The organism is Anaerotignum sp. MB30-C6 (assembly GCF_030908465.1).
In the GTDB taxonomy this organism is placed as follows: domain Bacteria; phylum Bacillota; class Clostridia; order Lachnospirales; family Anaerotignaceae; genus Chakrabartyella.
Genome location: NZ_CP133078.1, coordinates 1,730,821 through 1,751,425 on the forward strand (window position 1 = coordinate 1,730,821; position 20,605 = coordinate 1,751,425).

Sequence of the window (20,605 nt, forward strand, 5' to 3'; positions counted from 1 at the left end):
TTTATTTTAAGACCTATATTCCCCCTTTCAATCCCACTATTTCTTTGCTTTTTCCCAGTCTCAAAAATTTTTATAGAAGTTTGATTTATCTTATCTTTGACGGTAGTATGGCAGTAGGTTAGTTGAAGCTAATTGAAAATGAATGGTTAAGAAAGGAGTTTTTGAATATGGTTAAGACAGATAGACTTTTACTTATGAGGGATGAAAAGGTATCAAAGGCATTACTTATATTAGGTTTGCCTATGGTAATCAGCATGCTTGTCACAGCATTGTATAATGTAGTAGACACCTACTTTGTTTCGGATCTGGGATTAGAGCAAACAGCGGCTGTATCCGTTGCCTTCCCTATTTCCCTTATTTTTTCAGGCATAGGTCTTACCTTTGGCGCAGGTGCTGGTTCTAATATTTCCAGATTATTGGGACAAAACCAAAAGGAACAGGCAGAAAAAGTTGCTTCTATCGCCCTTGTGAGCAGTGTTGCTTGTGGCATTGTTATTGCAGCTTTAATGCTGCTGTTTTTAACGCCCTTACTTAACTTTATGGGTGCTTCCAAAACAAGCTTAGATTATGCAAAATCCTATGCATTGTTTTTTATTCTAAGTGCTATTTTTAGCACTGCAAATGTAACAGCAGGAAACCTTGCAGTGTCTCAAGGCTCCTCTCATATTTCTCTTACTGCAATGATAACGGGTGCTGTGCTTAATATGCTCTTAGACCCCATCTTTATTTTCCTGTTTAACATGGGAGTAAAAGGTGCGGCCGTGGCCACACTCCTTGCTCAGATTGTAACAAGTTTTATCTATATATGGTTTTTTAGAAGTGGAAAAAGCTATATCAAAATTAAATTATCAAACTACACATTTGATGTTATCGTATATAAAGAGATTATTAAAATTGGGATTTCCATGTTTTTGTTGCAATGTTTTGCAGGACTTTCTATGAGCCTTATTTCAAAAAAAGCAAGTGTGTATGGTGATGAAGCCGTTGCAGCCATGGGTATTGTCTTACGTGTTGTCACACTGGGTGTTAATATTGTTTTTGGTTATATGAAAGGCTTCCAGCCATTTGCAGGTTTTAATTACGGGGCAAAAAATTTTACAAGACTGCAAGAAGGAATTCGCTGTTGTTTAAAATGGACAACGATCTTTTGTATTGTTTGGACGTTTATTATGGTCTCCTTATCTGTGCCGGTTCTATCTTTGTTTGATGAAAGAAGTAGCTTTTTAAATATTGCAGTCCCTGCACTCAGGGCAAATACCATTATGTTCTTCACTTTCGGCTTGCAGTTTACCTATTCCACCTTGTTTTTGGCAATGGGGAAAGCCAAAGAAGGCTGTTTTTTAAGCATTTGCCGACAAGGAATTGTATTTTTACCTGTTATTCTTATTTTACCGAAGCTTTTAGGCTTGGCAGGCGTCTTCTACGCACAAGCCGTTGCTGATTTATTGACCACGGCAATCACCATGACTTTTATTTGGGGCAAGAAGAAAAATCTCTTTTGTGCAATATAACAAAAATTCCTAAGACTGCTTGCATATTATTTTGCAATACTTATAATTGAATATAGGATGCATATTCACTCCATTGTTACCAGTTTAATATTTGGCACAGTTTTAGGAGGATAAAATGAATACAAATTATGATTTCAAACTTCTAAATTATGTACTTGAAAATTCGCCTACTGGAATTATGATAACAGATGAAAGAGGAAATGTAATTAAGGCAAATAAACGGCATTCCGAACTAACAAACTATTCTACTGAGGAATTAATCGGCAAGAATATGAAAGACTTAGCTATTGGGGGCTATGTTCATAAGTCGACAAGCTTAAGTGCATTAAAAACAGGTATGCCCATGGTTGCCCAGCAGACAATTAATAAAGGCACAATAAATGAAAAGGAAATTATGGTGAAAAGCATTCCCGTTAAAGATGAAACAAATAAGACAACCCACGTAATCAATTATATTTTTGATATTAGCGAAAAAGCGAATTTATTGTGTCAGCTTAAAGAAGAAAAAGCGAATAATCTGAAGTTTAAATTAGAGCTTGAAAAATATCGGGATATTACGAAAGCGGGAGAAATACCAAGGCTGATTTATAAAAGCAAAGCAATAGAAAACTTATTAGAAAAGGCAAAAAAAGTGGCCCCTACGGATTTAACAGTCCTGATTACTGGTGAATCAGGTACGGGGAAAAGCTTGATTTCAAAGTATATCCACGCACATAGCAATCGGCGTTCTGGCGAATTCATTGCAATAAATTGTGGGGCAATCCCTCCAAATCTCATGGAATCTGAGTTGTTTGGCTATGAGAAAGGTGCCTTTACTGGAGCAATTAATGCCGGTAAGAAAGGAATATTTGAACATGCCCACGGAAAGACACTTTTTTTAGATGAAATCGGAGAACTTCCCTTTGAATCTCAAGTGAAACTCCTTACCGTACTACAGGATGGTGCCTTTTATAGGATTGGAGGTACCGAACCCATACAAGTTGACGTTAGAGTGATTGCTGCAACCAATTCAAATTTAATCGAGAAAATACAAAATAAGCAATTTAGATTAGACCTATTCTATCGTTTGAATACAATTTCATTGAATATTCCCCCTTTACGAGAAAGAACGGAGGATATTCCCCCGCTTATTGAGCATATTTGTGCCAATTTGAATTTAAAGTATGGCATGAAAAAAATTTTTTCTGACTCGGCAGTTCTACAATTGCAAAACTGCACACTAAACGGAAATGTGCGGGAACTCATTAATATTATTCAAAGTAACATGGTTCTAAGCTCAAGGGACATGATTGATCAGTTGGAAATTACAAATGAATTTATTACATATTTCCCCCCTAGCTTAAATCCTGGGACTTCGGACAATTTGAATATCTCTTCTTCAAAAGCCAAAGAAAATAAGGAGAAAAAAGAATTATTGAACGCTGTAAAATTCTGTAATACCACAACAGAACTTGCCCAATTTCTGAATGTAAGCCAATCTACTATTTCACGAAGACTGAATAAATATAATATCAATTTAAAAAAACTTCGAAAGAAGGAAGAATAATAGAAAAGATAAGGCTGACTCTAAGGAATCAGCCTTATCTTTTTTTGCACTATTTTTTTCTAGCTGTGCTGCATAATAACTCACTAAAGTCATAATAAAATAGCTTCTATGATATATCAAATCACAGAAAGCTATTTTTGTGTTATGGATTACAGTTGATAAACAACCTCACCGTCAACCATGGTAAGAACACAACGAATTTTTTCTAGTTCAGAAGCTGTTGCTTTTAATAAGTCACCATCATAAACAGCAAGGTCTGCTAACTTACCAACTTCAATGCTTCCCTTAATATCTTCCTCAAAAGTAGCATATGCACCATTATATGTATACATACGAATGGCTTCAAGAATGGTAATGTTTTGTTCTGGGCCTATGGGATTGCCTTCGCTTGTTCTGCGATCGATTGCTGAGGATAGCCCAAGTAATGGGTTAGTGCTAACGATGGGACCATCTGTACCAATTGCTGCTTTTACCCCTGCATCTACCCAGCTTTTACAAGGGAACATACTTTTTGCTCTTTCACCAAAGAATTTAAAGTATCTTTCGCCATTGAGGTATAAGAATCTTGTATTTGGTGTAGGAATCATGCCAAGTTCTTTAATTCTATTGATTTGATCAGGTGTTGCCATACCGCAGTGTTCAATACGGTGTCTCGCATCTTCTCTAGGAAATGCATGTTGTGCTTTTTCAACTGCTGTAACCCAAATTTCTGTGGCTCTATCGCCGATGCAATGGGCTGCTGCCTGCAAGCCGGCTTTATGAATTGTCAATGCCATTTCTTCCACTTCTTCCGCTGACATAGACAAAATACCTGTTCCCTTGTTATGGCAATAAGGCACACTTACAGCACAGCTAGGGGAACTACTGGAACCATCAATCATAATTTTCATAATACCATATTTGAGTCTTTCACTTCCAAGGATTCCTATTCCTAGGTCAATATATTGTTTAATATCCCTGATTACATTATCTTTTCCAAGTAAGTTAAAGAACATGGGTGCAACTCTAGCTTTATACGCTTTCGCCTTTATAGCCTGATTATATGCAAAGTAGCTGGGTGCTCCAAAAGAACCGGCATCATGGGTTGTGGTAACACCGTATTTCAGAATTTCTTTGCTTTCCATTTCTAAGGCAAAGATTAATTTACTTACATCAATATCTGCGTAGTTCCACATATGATAATATGCCGTTTCATAAAGCTGCCCAACCAATTGACCATCATTGATGGCAACCTGACCTTCTACGAAGTTTTTCGCTGTGTCAATGTTAATATTGCCTATTTCCAGCGCTTTTGTATTAAAGCTACCTACATGTCCGCAGAACCTGCCCACCAATAATGGATGATTGGGTGCAATTTCATCAAGTTCCTGGACAGTTGGTGCTACGCCCTCTTCCATTCTCATTTCATCATAGCCCCAGAACAAAACCCATTTCCCTTCAGCGGTTTCATCTACAGCTTTCTTAATGAGTTCTAACATTTTCTTCTTGTTAGGTGCCAGTGATGGATCTAAGTTATAAAACATATTTTTCCAAGCTGCCGTATGAGCACTGTGCTGATGAGCATCAATAAACCCAGGGGTTAACGTTTTGTTGTTTAGATCAATTACTTTGGTATGCTCCCCAATATATTCTTCTGCTTCCTTATCATTGCCGACATAAATAATCTTGTTGTCTAAAGTTGCAACAGCACTTACCACGTCATCGTTACTGTTTACGGTAATAACCTTACCGTTTTTAAATACATAGTCAGCCTTCAAAAGTTTACTCATTTTAATCGCTCCCTTTCTCATTCAACGTAATTGCAATAAATGACTTCCAAATTAATAATCATACTTAGATCTTATTTTAAAGCTTATTAAGCATAAAATAACGGCTACAGCGATACCAAAGCCAGATACCAACCAAAAGGATGCGTAACTGCCAGTCATATCGAAAATTTTGGCTGCCACGGTTCCGCCAAAAGCACCACCGATATTTGTGGCCATGGTGAAAATGCCAATTATAGCGCCATAGTCCTTCTCACCAAAAAGGTAAGAAGTTAGCAATGGAGGACAAATTGTTACTGCCGCACAACCAAAGGCATAAAACACGATAACTAAGATAACTAGCATCTTATATTGAGACATTAAAAACAAAGAAAAAAAGCAAAGAGAAAATGTGGCAAAGCTTAAAATACTGCCTTTTTGCACACCAAATTTGTCACATACCATACCTACCAAAGGCTTGCCCACAGTCAATGAACCAAGCATTAAGCCGGCTACAGAAGCTGCTAGTGCAGCGGAGAAGCCGCTCTCTACAAAGAAAGCAACGGAGTTGGCCAAAATACCGCTAGAGCCAACAACTGCAATAAAGATTGCCAAAGAAACCAGCCACATCATAGGGCTTTTCTTTGCATCCCCAATGGACATGCCTTTTGCTTCTGGGCTACTTGCTTCGGATGCGGTTTCACCCATTCTTCTCTGTCCTTTTTCAGCAGGAGTTTTCACAACCAAAAATAGTATGACGGGTGCTAAAAAGAATACGAAGATTGCTGCAAGTGTAAGATAGCCTACTCTCCATCCGAATGTGGTGTTAACATAATTTAACACGGGTGTTAATATCATACCCCCTACACCACTACCCAAGAAGGCTAGTCCCATTGCAGTACCTTTCATTTTCCCGCCAAACCAGTTGTTCAATAAAATCGAGATGGGCATTGTTGTTAAGCATGTGAATGGAATGCCTAAAACTGCTGCAAAAGCATACAATTGCCCTAGGGAGGTTGCTCTGGAAAAACCAAAAAATCCTAAGCCAGCAATCAGGGCGTTTATAATCATGATTAATTTAATATTGCCTTTTGCCATCTTTTTGCCCATGAAGGCTGCTGCCACGACACTGATTAGACATAAAATTGTAGCATGTAACATAAATTCGGAACGCTCACAAGCGAATTCCGTTGTAACTGGTAGTACAAAAACACTTGTGACAGAAATAAAACTTACATACGCAAAGGACATTAATAAAAATCCAACTAGAACTTGCCACCACCCGTAATAAATTTTCTCACCTTGCTTTAACGTAATTTTTCTCATTTCTAACTCTCCTTTTTTAAAATGTTTTGTAACACCTATATTAAAAGCAATAATTATGCCATAATGATAAAGCACAAGAAATTGTTAAATTTTTGTGCATCTATCATAAATTGCTGAAAGATTATTCTTGAAAAAAAGATTTCTATTGTGAATAATTATTGTGCTCTCTTTTTCATATGAATTTGAGGTGCAAAGCTTAACTGCATAATTTCAGTAAAATAACGATGAAAATTAAGGGAGGAACCTTGAATTTAAGGGATTTATGCGGGTTTTATTCATCTGAATATTTTTTTTGACTAGATGAAAGGCATATCTTAAGGGTAAGATATTTCATTTTTATTTTAAAAATCCATTCCGAAAGGTTGCACATAAAAAAACAACCTCTCAAGTTGAAAGGTTGTTTTAGTGGTGAAACAATGGGAGGGTTATCCCATCGTTAAGGGGTACATGCCTTAAAGTTCATAGAATAAATGGGTGCTATTTCCTGAATTTTTGTGGAGATTTAGATGCCTATTCTGTTGTTTCTCCCTATTGTGTTTATTCATAAATCAGTCTCAATGTCCACTAACCTTACAACAAGTTAGTTGGGATTTCTTTCTCTATAGATATACAACGCTGTTCGTAAGTTTAAAACTAATATAGAAGTAATTAATTTGGAAGGCTTCAGAATGAATTCTGCTATCTACAAATATATTAAGTTTCATTGCCTTACTTTTTTACTGAAGAGCCAGACTATTTTCTTCAAAGCAAGAGATGAAATGTACTGATTTATGGGTTTTATCTGTATTTTTTCCCCAATAAAAGGGGCAATATAAATCGCCCCCTTTGTTTACCTTCTTAGGTTTTTAGTTGTTATCTATTACAAGAACCATCACGCAATCCACAACTGTTGCCTCTACCGAAACCGCCTTGGCCTTTACCGCCGCCGTTGCCCATTCCTCCCCCATTGGAGCCGAACTTGGCTTCGTTTGTTCTTCCAATTCTTGCACTGCCTGTACCATCGCAATCTGCCTGGTTTTCTTCCAGACTAGCTAAGATAGCATCTGCTTTTTCTTGGGTAATACGACCCTCAGCAACCTGTGCGGCTAAATTTTCTTTCTTTACTTCAAGTATCTCAGTTTTAAATTCTTCCAACTTACCTTCATCAGAGGCAATGGTACCATAGGTTTTTCCTGTCTCATTTCTTTCAGTAACAACACTTTCCACAGTTCGACCAGTGATTGCGGCAACAACCTCCGCTGGTGTACCATACTGTGTCGCTCCAAAAGCAGTTACCCCAGTTGCACTAATTGCCATGACCATTAAACCAATTGCAGTAGATTTTTTCCATTTTTTCATCATCATAACCTCCTAAACTAATATGTTTTTTTGCTGTATCAACATATTACCGAAATTTCTTGTCAAAATTGTGTCTTTTTTTTTGCATTTTCAAGGTATTTATGAATTAAGGAAACAACACTTTACTTGTTTCAAAGTGAAACACAAATTCTGCGCCGCCTTTACTGTGGTTGGCTGCAGATAAAGTAATAGAATGACGGTCAGCAATTTCCTTTGCAATAGCAAGGCCAAGGCCTGTGCCAGACTTGTTTTCTTCACCATAGGTTTTATAAAATCGGTCAAAGATGTAAGATAGGTGTGCTGGCTCAATGCCTTTGCCGTAATCCCGTACGATAATTTGATTTTCTGTAACCTCTATATCTACCTGCTTACCCTCGGGTGAAAATTTAATGGCATTATCCAAAACAATCATGAACATTTGGCGAAGTCTGCCATAGTCTCCCTGAAACCCCAGAGAAGGTCTGAATACTTGGAGGTTTAGAGAAACATTTTTCCCTTGGGCTATTCTAGAAGCACTCCTTGACACGTCGGAAAGTATATCACAAAAATTCACTGGGAACATTTCTATTTTAAAGTCTGCATTTTGAAGACGGGACAAATCCAATAAATCTCCCACTAAGCGTTCCAGAAATTTTGCTTCCGTTAGCATTTGATTATGGTATGCTTCCACTTTTTCAGGGGTGTCAATAACCTTTTCGCAAAGAGCCTCCAATGAACCACGAATCACTGTAACTGGTGTGCGAAGTTCATGGGAAATGTTAGCCACAAAATCACGGCGCATCTGCTCTAGCTTTTGGCTTTCTTTTTTTGCGTCATCAAGACGGCCTGCAAGCATATCTAAAACTTCAGATAACTCACCGATTTCATCTTGTTGCCGAATACCACATTCCACAGAATAATCTCCTTCGGCAAGGCTAACCGCCGTCATTTTCATCTTTGAGAGTGGTTTTGTAAAAGAATCAGATAGTAAAATTGATAGTGCGGTAGAAGCAGCCAATGCCGCTAGAGTACTTACAGCCAAAACGGTGAGGCCACTTTGTACTGCCGCTTCCGTACCTGCTACAGGAGAATGCAGTAAAACCGCCCCCAACACCTCGCCCTTTGCACCTTGAATGGGTACGCCAACGGTCAAAGTAAGAACAGAAAGTACCCTACTGAAGCCTTCACTAAATACAGTTTCACCCTCTAATACTTTTTGAACCACATCCCCTGCATCAGAGGGGAGCTGAGACATGGAATACTCGTTGTGGGACATATGCTGCCCTCTACCAGTGGTAATAAGCTTCAAATTTTCATCTACAACCCATACGTCTGTGTCAGAAACCTCCCCAATAAACCGCAGATATGCACCATATCCCCCCTTCCCTTGACCCCAATTACGATTACTCTCACCCGATAGGATATCCGCCAAAGATTTCGCATAATTCTGCAGCTCTATTTTATGCATTTCTATGGTATACTCTCGAAAAAGAAAGAAAAACACACTACCAACGATTATGGCAAAGGATAATAGAGCAATAGCAAAGTTTTTGCTTAGTTTTCTAGCAATTTTACTTTTTAGCATCTGACTTCACCTCAAATTTATATCCCACACCCCATATGGTTTTGATTTCCCAAGTAGGATGTTCATAATTCTCAAGCTTTGCCCGTAGCCGTTTGATATGACTGTCTACCGTTCTACTGTCGCCAAAATAGTCATAGCCCCACAGGCTGTTAAGCAAATTTTCACGTGAGAATACCTTGTTTTTCGCCGTAGCCAATGTCCAAAGAATCTCTATTTCTTTTTTAGTCAAAGCAACCGGTTTTTCATCTAATGTTACAGTATAATCATCCAACGATATTTTCAAATCCTCGTAGGTGAACCACTGCTTTTCAACTTCCTCCCTTATAATACGTCGCATAATTGCTTTGATGCGAGCCATGATCTCACCTGGAGAAAATGGCTTTACGATATAGTCATCGGCACCAATTTCAAGGCCCATAATTTTCTCAAAGTCCTCTCCCCTTGCAGTAATCATAATGATAGGAACATTTGATGTTCTGCGAATCTCCCTGCAAACGGTAAAACCATCTTTTTTAGGCATCATCACATCCAGCAAGAGAATATCAGGTTTTTCTAGAGCAAATTTCTCCAGAGCTTCTTCCCCATCCAGGGCTATTGCAGTTTGATAGCCCTCTTTTTTTGCGTATTCCTCTAAAATAGAGGTGATTTGCTTATTATCATCAACAATCAATAATTTTAACATGTTAAGTACCTCCTATAAAAAGAGTAGCAAAAAATCGTGTCTTTTTTGTGGCAATTTACTTTTATTATATAAAAAATAGCATAAAAATCTAGTTATCCGCATAAAAACTGGACTTATCACACTTTATCAAGGTCAAAACCACTCAATTTACTACTAATTTACTACTTATGAATGAGCTTTGATACGACGATTTATCCTTGAAAAGTGAAGATATAAAGATACTTCCAATAAAATTTGAATATTTAATAGGTAGACACTTCAAAAAATGAGGTGTCTATTTTTTTACCCGATTTTGAAAGGAAGTGAACTTATGAAAACAAAAAATCAAGAATCAAAAGGTCGTTCCCCACTCTTTAAGACCATCAAACATTCATTCAGCCAATAAAAAAGAAAGGATAGGTAAAAATATGGAACTTAAATTTGTGATTCCCAACATGGAAAAAACATTCGGCAATTTAGAATTTGCTGGCGAGGATAAAGTCGTTCAGCGAAGAATCAACGGACGGCTAACTGTCTTATCAAGAAGCTATAATCTCTATTCTGATGTTCAAAGAGCAGATGATATTGTGGTGGTGCTTCCTGCTGAAGCTGGCGAAAAACATTTCGGCTTTGAGGAACGTGTGAAGTTAGTCAATCCACGTATTACCGCAGAGGGCTACAAAATCGGCACTCGTGGTTTTACAAATTACCTTTTACATGCTGACGACATGATAAAAGAATAAAGAAAGAGAGGAAAAATGATGAGATTAGCAAATGGCATTGTATTAGATAAAGACACGACTTTTGGAGAATTGAAATTCTCTGCTCTACGTCGTGAAGTGAGAATCCAAAATGAAGACGGGTCGGTTTCAGATGAAATCAAGGAACGTACCTATGACTTAAAATCCAAAGGACAAGGACGCATGATTCAAGTAAGTATTCCTGCCAGCGTGCCTTTGAAAGAGTTTGATTATAACGCACGGGTGGAACTTATCAATCCCATTGCGGACACCGTTGCTACTGCCACCTATCAAGGAGCAGATGTTGACTGGTATATCAAGGCAGACGATATTGTGCTGACAAAGGATTCTAGTTCATTCAAAGCTCAACCACAAGCAAAGAAAGAACCGACACAAGACAAATAGTCGCTAGGTAGAAAGGAGACTTTTTCGCATGAAACAGCGTGGTAAAAGGATTCGCCCATCTGGTAAAGATTTAGTCTTTCATTTTACGATAGCGTCACTCCTGCCTGTTTTCCTGCTGGTTGTCGGACTGTTTCATGTGAAGACAATCCAGCAGATCAACTGGCAGGATTTTAACCTATCACAAGCAGATAAGATTGACATTCCCTATTTAATTATCAGTTTCAGTGTCGCAATTCTTATCTGCTTGCTGGTAGCGTTTGTATTCAAACGGGTTCGCTATGATACGGTTAAACAACTTTACCACCGTCAAAAACTGGCAAAGATGATACTTGAAAACAAGTGGTATGAATCTGAACAGGTCAAAACAGAGGGTTTCTTTAAAGATAGTGCTGGTCGTACAAAGGAAAAGATAACCTACTTCCCTAAAATGTATTATCGACTTAAAAATGGCTTGATACAGATACGGGTGGAAATCACGCTGGGAAAATATCAAGACCAACTCTTACACTTGGAAAAGAAATTAGAGAGTGGCTTGTACTGTGAGCTGACGGATAAAGAGTTAAAGGATTCCTATGTGGAATATACTTTGCTCTATGACACCATAGCCAGTCGTATTTCTATTGATGAAGTAGAAGCTAAAGATGGTAAACTTCGCTTAATGAAAAACGTATGGTGGGAATATGATAAGCTCCCTCATATGTTGATTGCTGGTGGTACAGGTGGCGGTAAAACTTACTTTATACTGACACTGATTGAAGCCTTGCTTCATACAGATTCAAAACTGTATATTCTTGACCCGAAAAATGCTGATCTTGCGGACTTAGGTTCTGTGATGGCAAATGTCTACTATAGAAAAGAAGACTTGCTTTCTTGCATTGAAACATTCTATGAAGAAATGATGAAACGTAGTGAGGAAATGAAGCAGATGAAGAACTATAAGACTGGCAAAAATTATGCTTACTTAGGTCTCCCGGCACACTTCTTAATCTTTGATGAATACGTCGCTTTCATGGAAATGCTGGGAACAAAAGAAAACACCGCAGTTATGAATAAGCTGAAACAGATTGTCATGTTAGGTCGTCAAGCTGGCTTCTTTCTAATACTGGCTTGTCAACGTCCAGACGCAAAATATTTAGGCGACGGAATCCGTGATCAGTTTAATTTCAGAGTGGCTTTAGGTCGTATGTCTGAAATGGGCTATGGCATGATGTTTGGCAGTGACGTACAAAAGGATTTCTTCTTAAAGCGAATCAAAGGTCGTGGCTATGTTGATGTAGGAACAAGTGTCATATCAGAGTTTTATACTCCCCTTGTACCAAAAGGATATGATTTCTTGGAGGAAATTAAAAAGTTATCCAACAGCAGACAGTCCACGCAGGCGACGTGCGAAGCGGAAGTCGCAGGTGTGGACTGATCTTGCTGGCTGGTGTGGCAATAGCCACGCCAGCACTTAACCCCCCGTATCTAACAGGGGGGTACAAATCGACAGGAAACAGTCAAAAAAACATTAGAAAATCCTTTGGTTACAAGGGATTTACAAAATTTCAGCGTATGTCAAATGGGCTTTAAAAGTTGACATACGCCTTTTTGATTGGAGGGATTTTTACTGAATGAACAAACTTGGTTACAGCATTTAAAAGAAAAACGCTTGGCTTATGGACTATCTCAAAACCGTTTAGCTGTTGCGACTGGTATTACAAGGCAGTATCTAAGCGATATTGAAACAGGAAAAGTCAAGCCATCAGAGGATTTACAGCAGTCCCTTTGGGAAGCTCTGGAACGCTTCAATCCCGACGCTCCCCTTGAAATGCTGTTTGATTATGTAAGAATTCGCTTTCCGACAACAGACGTACAGCAGGTGGTCGAAAACATCTTACAACTGAAACTGTCCTATTTTCTTCATGAGGACTATGGTTTCTATTCTTATTCAGAGCATTATGCTTTAGGCGACATATTCGTCCTTTGCTCCCATGAACTGGACAAAGGAGTTCTGGTGGAATTGAAAGGTCGTGGGTGCAGACAATTTGAAAGCTATCTTCTGGCACAACAAAGAAGCTGGTATGAGTTCTTTATGGACGTTTTGGTGGCTGGCGGTGTGATGAAACGCCTTGACCTTGCCATTAACGATAAGACAGGGATTTTAAATATCCCTGTACTCACTGAAAAGTGCCAACAGGAAGAATGTATCTCCGTCTTCCGCAGTTTTAAAAGCTATCGCAGTGGCGAACTGGTACGCAAAGAGGAAAAGGAATGTATGGGAAACACCCTCTATATCGGTTCATTACAAAGTGAAGTTTATTTCTGTATCTATGAAAAGGACTACGAGCAGTACAAGAAAAATGATATTCCCATTGAAGACGCAGAAGTAAAAAACCGTTTTGAGATTCGATTGAAAAATGAGCGTGCCTATTATGCAGTCCGTGATTTACTCGTCTATGACAATCCAGAGCATACCGCCTTTAAAATTATCAATCGGTATATCCGTTTTGTAGATAAAGACGATTCCAAACCTCGTTCTGATTGGAAACTGAATGAAGAATGGGCTTGGTTTATTGGGAACAATCGTGAACGATTAAAACTAACCACAAAACCAGAGCCTTACTCCTTCCAAAGGACGCTGAACTGGCTATCTCATCAAGTTGCCCCGACCTTAAAGGTTGCGATTAAACTTGATGAAATCAACCAGACGCAGGTTGTAAAAGACATTCTCGACCATGCGAAACTGACAGACCGACACAAGCAGATTTTGAAGCAACAGTCAGTAAAAGAACAGGACGTGATAACAACAAAAAAATAACTCAAATACAAATTCATTGAATATAGAGAGGAGAACATTTTTATGAATTTTGGACAAAACCTTTATAACTGGTTTCTATCAAACGCTCAATCACTGGTGCTTTTAGCAATCGTTGTGATTGGCTTGTATCTTGGCTTCAAGCGTGAGTTTAGCAAACTGATTGGCTTTTTAATTATTGCGATTATTGCGGTTGGCTTAGTCTTCAACGCTGCTGGAGTAAAAGACATTTTACTAGAGCTATTCAATCGCATTATTGGTGCTTAAATAAAACCGTTCTTTTGTGGAATATAAGTGGTTTTCTTATGTTCCGCAAAGGAATGGTACACCAAACGAAGTGCGGTAGGGATTTTTGAATCTCTACAAAGAAAGGACGTGAATATATGGACGATATGCAAGTCTATATTGCGAATTTAGGCAAATACAATGAGGGCGAATTGGTCGGTGCGTGGTTTACCTTTCCCATTGACTTTGAGGAAGTCAAAGAGAAAATCGGCTTGAATGATGAATATGAGGAATACGCCATTCATGACTACGAGTTACCCTTTACGGTTGACGAATACACTTCCATTGGCGAACTCAATCGACTATGGGAAATGGTATCGGAATTACCCGAAGAATTACAATCGGAGCTATCTGCTCTGCTCACTCATTTTTCAAGCATTGAAGAACTAAGCGAACATCAAGAGGATATTATCATTCATTCCGATTGTGATGATATGTATGACGTGGCACGCTACTACATTGAAGAAACGGGTGCTTTAGGCGAAGTACCAGCTAGTCTTCAAAACTATATTGATTATCAAGCCTATGGTCGGGATTTAGACCTTTCAGGAACGTTTATCTCAACCAATCATGGGATTTTTGAAATCGTCTATTAAATCTGTCGGTACATTACTACTGGCAGATTTTCTATTTTACGGGGTGGCTCAATCAGCTACCCCTATTTTTTATGAAAGGATTGATTACATGAAGAAAATACGAAGCTATACCAGTATCTGGTCTGTGGAAAAGGTACTGTATTCTATCAATGATTTTAGACTTCCGTTTCCCATAACCTTTACGCAAATGACATGGTTTGTCGTGTCACTCTTTGCAGTGATGATACTTGGCAACTTGCCCCCTCTTTCCATGATAGAGGGAGCATTTCTCAAATACTTTGGGATTCCTGTGGCTTTCACATGGTTTATGTCTACAAAAACTTTTGATGGTAAAAAGCCTTATGGATTTTTGAAGTCTGTCATTGCTTATGCACTGCGACCAAAGCTGACCTATGCAGGAAAAAAAGTAACGCTTGGCAGAAACCAGCCACAAGAAGCCATTACAGCAGTTAGGAGTGAATTTTATGGCATATCCAATTAAATACATTGAAAACAATCTCGTCTGGAATAAAGACGGGGAATGTTATGCTTACTATGAGCTTGTTCCTTACAATTACTCATTTCTAAGTCCAGAACAGAAAATACAAGTGCATGATTCTTTCAGACAGCTTATCGCACAAAATCGTGATGGCAAAATTCATGCTTTACAAATCAGTACAGAATCCAGCATACGTTCTGCACAAGAGCGTTCCAAAAATGAAGTCACTGGCAAGCTCAAAGCGGTTGCCTATGACAAAATCGACCAACAGACAGACGCTTTAATATCCATGATTGGCGAAAATCAAGTGAACTACCGTTTCTTTATCGGCTTTAAGTTGCTTCTCAACGATCAGGAGTTTTCTATGAAAAGTCTTACCGTTGAAGCAAAAAATGCTTTGTCTGATTTTGTCTATGATGTGAACCATAAGCTGATGGGCGATTTTGTTAGTATGAGTAATGATGAAATCCTGCGTTTTCAGAAGATGGAAAAGCTCTTAGAAAATAAAATCTCTCGTCGTTTCAAAATCCGCAGGTTAGATAAGGACGACTTCGGCTATCTGATTGAACACCTTTACGGACAGACAGGCACTGCCTATGAAGAGTATGAGTACCATCTATCAAAGAAAAAGCTGGATAATGAAACGCTGATTAAATACTATGACTTGATTAAGCCTACTCGCTGTTTGGTGGAAGAAAAACAGCGATATTTGAAAATCCAGCAGGAAGATGAAACCGTCTATGTAGCTTACTTTACCATTAACAGCATTGTCGGAGAACTGGACTTCCCGTCCTCTGAAATCTTCTACTACCAGCAACAGCAATTTACATTCCCGATTGATACGTCAATGAATGTGGAAATTGTAGCGAATCGTAAAGCCCTATCTACTGTCCGCAATAAAAAGAAAGAACTGAAAGACTTGGATAACCACGCTTGGCAAAGTGATAATGAAACCAGCTCCAATGTGGCGGAAGCTCTGGAAAGTGTGAATGAGCTGGAAACCAATTTAGACCAAAGCAAGGAATCTATGTACAAGCTGTCTTATGTGGTAAGGGTATCAGCAAATGATCTTGACGAACTCAAACGTCGTTGTAATGAAGTGAAAGATTTTTATGACGATTTAAGCGTAAAACTGGTACGACCATTTGGGGATATGCTCGGCTTACATGAAGAATTTTTACCTGCCAGCAAGCGTTATATGAATGATTATATTCAATACGTGACCTCTGATTTCCTCGCTGGTTTAGGTTTTGGTGCTACTCAAATGCTGGGGGAAAATGAGGGGATTTATGTTGGCTACAGCTTAGATACTGGACGCAATGTCTATCTGAAACCTGCTCTTGCCAGTCAAGGGGTTAAGGGTTCAGTAACCAATGCGTTAGCGTCGGCTTTTGTTGGTTCGCTGGGTGGTGGTAAATCCTTTGCGAATAACCTTATCGTCTATTATGCGGTGCTTTATGGGGCACAAGCAGTGATTGTAGACCCAAAAGCAGAACGTGGCAGATGGAAAGAAACCTTGCCAGAGATTTCCCATGAAATCAATATCGTCACTCTGACTTCTGATGAGAAAAACAAAGGCTTACTTGACCCTTATGTGATTATGAAAAATCCCAAAGATTCTGAATCACTGGCTATTGATATTCTGACATTCCTTACGGGGATTTCCTCTCGTGATGGGGAACGCTTCCCAATCCTTAGAAAAGCCATTCGTGCAGTAACCAATAGTGAAGTACGAGGGTTGATGAAAGTGATTGAGGAATTACGGGTTGAGAATACGCCACTAAGTACCAGTATAGCCGACCATATCGAAAGTTTTACAGACTATGACTTTGCACATTTATTATTCAGTAATGGTTATGTGGAGCAGTCTATCAGCTTAGAAAAACAACTGAACATTATACAGGTTGCGGACTTGGTACTTCCCGACAAGGAAACTTCCTTTGAGGAATATACCACTATGGAGCTTTTATCCGTTGCTATGCTGATTGTCATTAGTACCTTTGCTTTAGACTTTATCCATACAGACCGAAGCATTTTCAAGATTGTAGATTTAGACGAAGCATGGAGCTTTTTACAGGTAGCACAAGGAAAAACACTATCTATGAAGCTGGTTCGGGCTGGTCGTGCTATGAACGCTGGGGTATATTTCGTGACCCAAAATACAGACGACCTCTTAGATGAAAAACTGAAAAATAACCTCGGCTTAAAATTTGCATTTCGTTCCACTGACCTTAACGAGATTAAAAAGACCTTAGCCTTTTTTGGTGTAGACCCAGAGGACGAAAACAATCAGAAGCGATTGCGTGATTTGGAAAACGGGCAATGCCTTATCAGTGATTTATATGGTCGTGTCGGTGTGATACAGTTCCACCCTGTATTTGAAGAACTGCTCCATGCCTTTGATACCAGACCACCTGTGCGAAAAGAGGTGTAAATGTGAAACCATCAATAGTAAACAGAATAAAATCAAACTGGACGCTGAAACGTCTAGGTAAAGTGGCAATGACAGTGGCTTTCACACTTGTGATTGCCATTTTTCTTTTAGCCATGCTGGGAACGGTGGTTCAAGCTGCGGGCTTGGTAGATGATACGGTCAATGTGGCAAATGAATACAGCCGATACCCACTTGAAAACTATCAACTGGATTTTTATGTGGATAATAGCTGGGGCTGGCTTCCGTGGAACTGGTCGGACGGGATTGGAAAACAGGTCATGTATGGACTATATGCCATTACCAATTTTATTTGGACAATCAGTTTGTATGTTTCCAATGCGACAGGTTACTTAGTACAGGAAGCCTATTCCTTAGACTTCATTTCCGCTACAGCAGATTCCATTGGTAAGAATATGCAGACCTTAGCTGGTGTGAGTGCAAACGGATTTTCAACAGAGGGTTTCTATGTTGGATTCCTCTTACTCTTGATTTTGGTTCTTGGGGTTTATGTTGCCTATACGGGACTGATAAAGAGAGAAACCACAAAGGCAATTCATGCCATTATGAATTTTGTGCTGGTGTTTATCCTATCGGCTTCCTTTATTGCCTACGCTCCCGACTACATTAAAAAAATCAATGACTTTTCATCAGACATCAGTAATGCCAGTTTATCACTTGGCACGAAGATTGTCATGCCCCATTCCGATAGTCAAGGCAAGGACAGCGTGGACTTAATCAGAGATAGCCTGTTTTCCATACAGGTTCAGCAACCGTGGCTACTGCTTCAATACAACAGTTCAGACATTGAAAGTATCGGTATTGACCGTGTGGAAAGCCTGCTCTCCACCAGCCCAGATTCCAACAATGGCGAAGACAGAGAAAAAATTGTTGCGGAAGAAATTGAAGACAGAAGCAATACCAATCTAACCATTACAAAGACCATTAACCGTTTAGGTACAGTCTTCTTCCTATTTGTCTTCAATATTGGGATTTCCATATTTGTATTCCTATTAACAGGAATCATGATTTTCTCGCAGGTACTTTTTATCATCTATGCTATGTTTCTGCCTGTGAGCTTTATTTTAAGCATGATTCCATCATTTGATGGTATGTCAAAACGAGCCATAACAAAGCTCTTTAATACCATTTTGACACGAGCTGGAATCACATTGATTATTACGACAGCATTTAGTATTTCAACCATGCTCTATACCTTATCGGCTGGTTATCCGTTCTTTTTGATTGCTTTTCTACAGATTGTGACCTTTGCAGGAATCTACTTCAAGCTGGGCGATTTAATGAGTATGTTTTCTCTACAGAGTAACGATTCTCAAAGTGTGGGAAGTCGTGTGATGAGAAAACCTCGTATGCTTATGCACGCTCACATGCACCGTCTACAGCGGAAACTTGGACGTTCCATGACTACTCTAGGGGCTGGGTCTGCCATTGTTACAGGTAAAAAAGGACAGTCGGGTTCGGGGAGTTCTGCAAGGACACAAGCAGATCACTCCCGACCAGACGGAAAGGAAAAATCAACACTTGGAAAACGTATCGGTCAAACCATCGGTACAGTAGCTGATACCAAAGACAGAATGGTAGACACTGCTAGTGGTTTGAAAGAACAGGTTAAAGATTTGCCGACCAATGCAAGATATGCAGTATATCAAGGAAAATCCAAAGTAAAAGAGAATGTCCGTGATTTAACCAGTAGTATTTCTCAAACCAAAGCGGACAGAGCCAGTGGACGCAAGGAACAGCAGGAACAAAGGCGAAAAACCATTGCGAAGCGTCGCTCTGAAATGGAACAGGTCAAACAGAAAAAACAGCCTGCTTCTTCTGTTCATGAAAGACCGACTACAAGACAAGAACAATATCATGATGAACAGACCTCAAAACAGTCTAATATTCAGACTTCATATAAGGAATCTCAACAAGCCAAACAAGAGCGTCCAGCAGTTAAGTCCGATTTTTCAAGTCCAAAAGTGGAACGCCAAGGCAATACCGTTCAAGAAAAAACCGTTCAAAAGCCAGCAACTTCAACCACTACAGCAGATAGAACTTCACAACGTCCAATCACAAAAGAACGTCCGTCTACTGTTCAAAGAGTACCACTACAAAATACAAGAAGTAGACCACCAATCAAAACCGCCACCATTAAGAAAGTCGGTAAGAAACCATGAAGTTGAAAACTTTAGTGATTGGTGGTTCTGGATTATTCTTGATGGTCTTCTCACTGCTTCTGTTTGTTGCCATTTTATTTTCAGATGAACAGGACAGCGGAATTTCCAATATTCATTATGGAGGTGTGAATGTTTCCGCAGAAGTGCTGGCTCATAAGCCTATGGTAGAAAAATATGCCAAAGAATATGGCGTTGAAGAATATGTCAACATACTTCTTGCGATTATACAGGTGGAATCGGGCGGTACTGCGGAAGATGTTATGCAGTCCTCGGAATCCCTCGGTCTTCCACCTAATTCATTGAGTACAGAAGAATCCATTAAGCAAGGTGTGAAGTATTTCAGTGAATTATTAGCCAGTAGCGAAAGGCTCAGTGTAGATTTAGAATCGGTTATCCAGTCCTACAATTATGGTGGTGGTTTCTTAGGGTATGTGGCTAATCGTGGAAATAAATATACCTTTGAACTGGCTCAAAGTTTCTCAAAAGAGTATTCAGGTGGCGAAAAAGTGTCTTACCCCAATCCCATAGCCATACCTATCAATGGGGGCTGGCGATACAACTATGGCAATATGTTTTATGTGCAACTGGTAACGCAGTATCTTGTCACAACAGAGTTTGATGATGATACGGTACAAGCCATCATGGACGAAGCACTGAAATATGAGGGCTGGCGATACGTTTACGGTGGAGCTTCCCCGACTACTTCTTTTGATTGTAGCGGACTGACACAATGGACGTATGGAAAAGCTGGAATTAACTTACCACGAACCGCACAACAGCAATATGATGTGACCCAGCATATCCCACTATCGGAAGCACAAGCTGGCGATTTGGTTTTCTTTCATTCTACCTATAACGCTGGCTCTTATATTACTCATGTTGGGATATACCTTGGCAATAACCGTATGTTTCATGCAGGCGACCCAATCGGTTATGCCGACTTAACAAGCCCCTACTGGCAACAGCATTTAGTGGGAGCAGGACGAATCAAACAATGAGAAA

The 20,605-nt window shown here is 39.3% G+C and carries 17 protein-coding genes; 12 read left to right on the forward strand and 5 right to left on the reverse strand.

Translation table 11 applies throughout. The annotated features are described in order from the left end of the window. Window positions 1-167: 167 nt before the first annotated feature. Both RBQ60_RS08635 and RBQ60_RS08640 read left to right on the forward strand, forming a co-directional pair. Window positions 168-1,511, forward strand: coding sequence for an MATE family efflux transporter (locus tag RBQ60_RS08635; RefSeq protein WP_307883308.1), 1,344 nt, complete (start codon window positions 168-170; stop codon window positions 1,509-1,511). Between the two features lie 115 nt (window positions 1,512-1,626). Further along, window positions 1,627-3,057 carry a sigma-54 interaction domain-containing protein gene (locus RBQ60_RS08640; RefSeq protein WP_307883309.1) on the forward strand — a complete coding sequence of 477 codons (1,431 nt, stop codon included), beginning with the start codon at window positions 1,627-1,629 and terminating at the stop codon, window positions 3,055-3,057. Between the two features lie 149 nt (window positions 3,058-3,206). On the opposite strand, the gene RBQ60_RS08645 is transcribed toward RBQ60_RS08640, so the two are convergent. The 5 genes from RBQ60_RS08645 to RBQ60_RS08665 form a co-directional block, all read right to left on the reverse strand. Then, on the reverse strand, window positions 3,207-4,826 hold the full coding sequence (locus tag RBQ60_RS08645) for an amidohydrolase (RefSeq protein WP_307883310.1): 1,620 nt from the start codon (window positions 4,824-4,826) through the stop codon (window positions 3,207-3,209). A 51-nt stretch (window positions 4,827-4,877) separates the two neighbouring features. Further along, complete coding sequence (locus tag RBQ60_RS08650) at window positions 4,878-6,128, reverse strand: MFS transporter (RefSeq protein ID WP_307883311.1); 1,251 nt, start codon at window positions 6,126-6,128, stop codon at window positions 4,878-4,880. Window positions 6,129-6,980: 852 nt separating this feature from the next. Next, a complete protein-coding gene (locus tag RBQ60_RS08655; RefSeq protein ID WP_307883312.1) occupies window positions 6,981-7,466 on the reverse strand; it encodes a hypothetical protein in 486 nt (161 codons plus the stop codon). A 106-nt stretch (window positions 7,467-7,572) separates the two neighbouring features. Beyond that, entirely contained in the window at window positions 7,573-9,030 is a 1,458-nt protein-coding gene (locus RBQ60_RS08660) for a sensor histidine kinase (RefSeq protein WP_307883313.1), read from the reverse strand. Further along, window positions 9,017-9,712 carry a response regulator transcription factor gene (locus RBQ60_RS08665; RefSeq protein ID WP_307883314.1) on the reverse strand — a complete coding sequence of 232 codons (696 nt, stop codon included), beginning with the start codon at window positions 9,710-9,712 and terminating at the stop codon, window positions 9,017-9,019. The genes RBQ60_RS08660 and RBQ60_RS08665 overlap by 14 nt, the downstream gene beginning before the upstream one ends. A 407-nt stretch (window positions 9,713-10,119) precedes the next feature. On the opposite strand from RBQ60_RS08665, the gene RBQ60_RS08670 reads away from it, so the two are divergent. The 10 genes from RBQ60_RS08670 to RBQ60_RS08720 all read left to right on the forward strand — a co-directional run bounded on the left by RBQ60_RS08670 (window position 10,120) and on the right by RBQ60_RS08720 (window position 20,601). Further along, the gene (locus RBQ60_RS08670) at window positions 10,120-10,434 is read left to right on the forward strand and encodes a YdcP family protein (RefSeq protein ID WP_000420682.1); all 315 of its coding nucleotides are present in this window, start codon (window positions 10,120-10,122) and stop codon (window positions 10,432-10,434) included. An 18-nt stretch (window positions 10,435-10,452) separates the two neighbouring features. Further along, window positions 10,453-10,836, forward strand: coding sequence for a YdcP family protein (locus RBQ60_RS08675; RefSeq protein WP_001234286.1), 384 nt, complete (start codon window positions 10,453-10,455; stop codon window positions 10,834-10,836). 28 nt (window positions 10,837-10,864) lie between these two features. Beyond that, entirely contained in the window at window positions 10,865-12,250 is a 1,386-nt protein-coding gene (locus RBQ60_RS08680) for an FtsK/SpoIIIE domain-containing protein (RefSeq protein ID WP_000813488.1), read from the forward strand. Between the two features lie 177 nt (window positions 12,251-12,427). Continuing rightward, window positions 12,428-13,633: a MobT family relaxase gene (mobT, locus tag RBQ60_RS08690; RefSeq protein ID WP_000398284.1), complete on the forward strand. Its 1,206-nt coding sequence runs from the start codon at window positions 12,428-12,430 to the stop codon at window positions 13,631-13,633. 42 nt (window positions 13,634-13,675) lie between these two features. Further along, the gene (locus tag RBQ60_RS08695; RefSeq protein ID WP_001009056.1) at window positions 13,676-13,897 is read left to right on the forward strand and encodes a hypothetical protein; all 222 of its coding nucleotides are present in this window, start codon (window positions 13,676-13,678) and stop codon (window positions 13,895-13,897) included. Window positions 13,898-14,013: 116 nt separating this feature from the next. Next, window positions 14,014-14,511 (forward strand): antirestriction protein ArdA, encoded by a 498-nt coding sequence (locus RBQ60_RS08700; protein ID WP_000342539.1) that lies wholly within the window; start codon window positions 14,014-14,016, stop codon window positions 14,509-14,511. Between the two features lie 88 nt (window positions 14,512-14,599). After that, complete coding sequence (locus RBQ60_RS08705; protein ID WP_000723888.1) at window positions 14,600-14,992, forward strand: conjugal transfer protein; 393 nt, start codon at window positions 14,600-14,602, stop codon at window positions 14,990-14,992. Then, window positions 14,976-17,423, forward strand: a complete 2,448-nt coding sequence (locus RBQ60_RS08710) for an ATP-binding protein (RefSeq protein ID WP_000331160.1) — start codon at window positions 14,976-14,978, stop codon at window positions 17,421-17,423. The genes RBQ60_RS08705 and RBQ60_RS08710 overlap by 17 nt, the downstream gene beginning before the upstream one ends. Window positions 17,424-17,491: 68 nt before the next feature. Then, a complete protein-coding gene (locus RBQ60_RS08715) occupies window positions 17,492-19,603 on the forward strand; it encodes a CD3337/EF1877 family mobilome membrane protein (protein ID WP_000214903.1) in 2,112 nt (703 codons plus the stop codon). Beyond that, a complete protein-coding gene (locus RBQ60_RS08720; RefSeq protein WP_000769868.1) occupies window positions 19,600-20,601 on the forward strand; it encodes a bifunctional lytic transglycosylase/C40 family peptidase in 1,002 nt (333 codons plus the stop codon). Before RBQ60_RS08715 ends, RBQ60_RS08720 begins: the two co-directional genes overlap by 4 nt. Window positions 20,602-20,605: the final 4 nt, after the last annotated feature.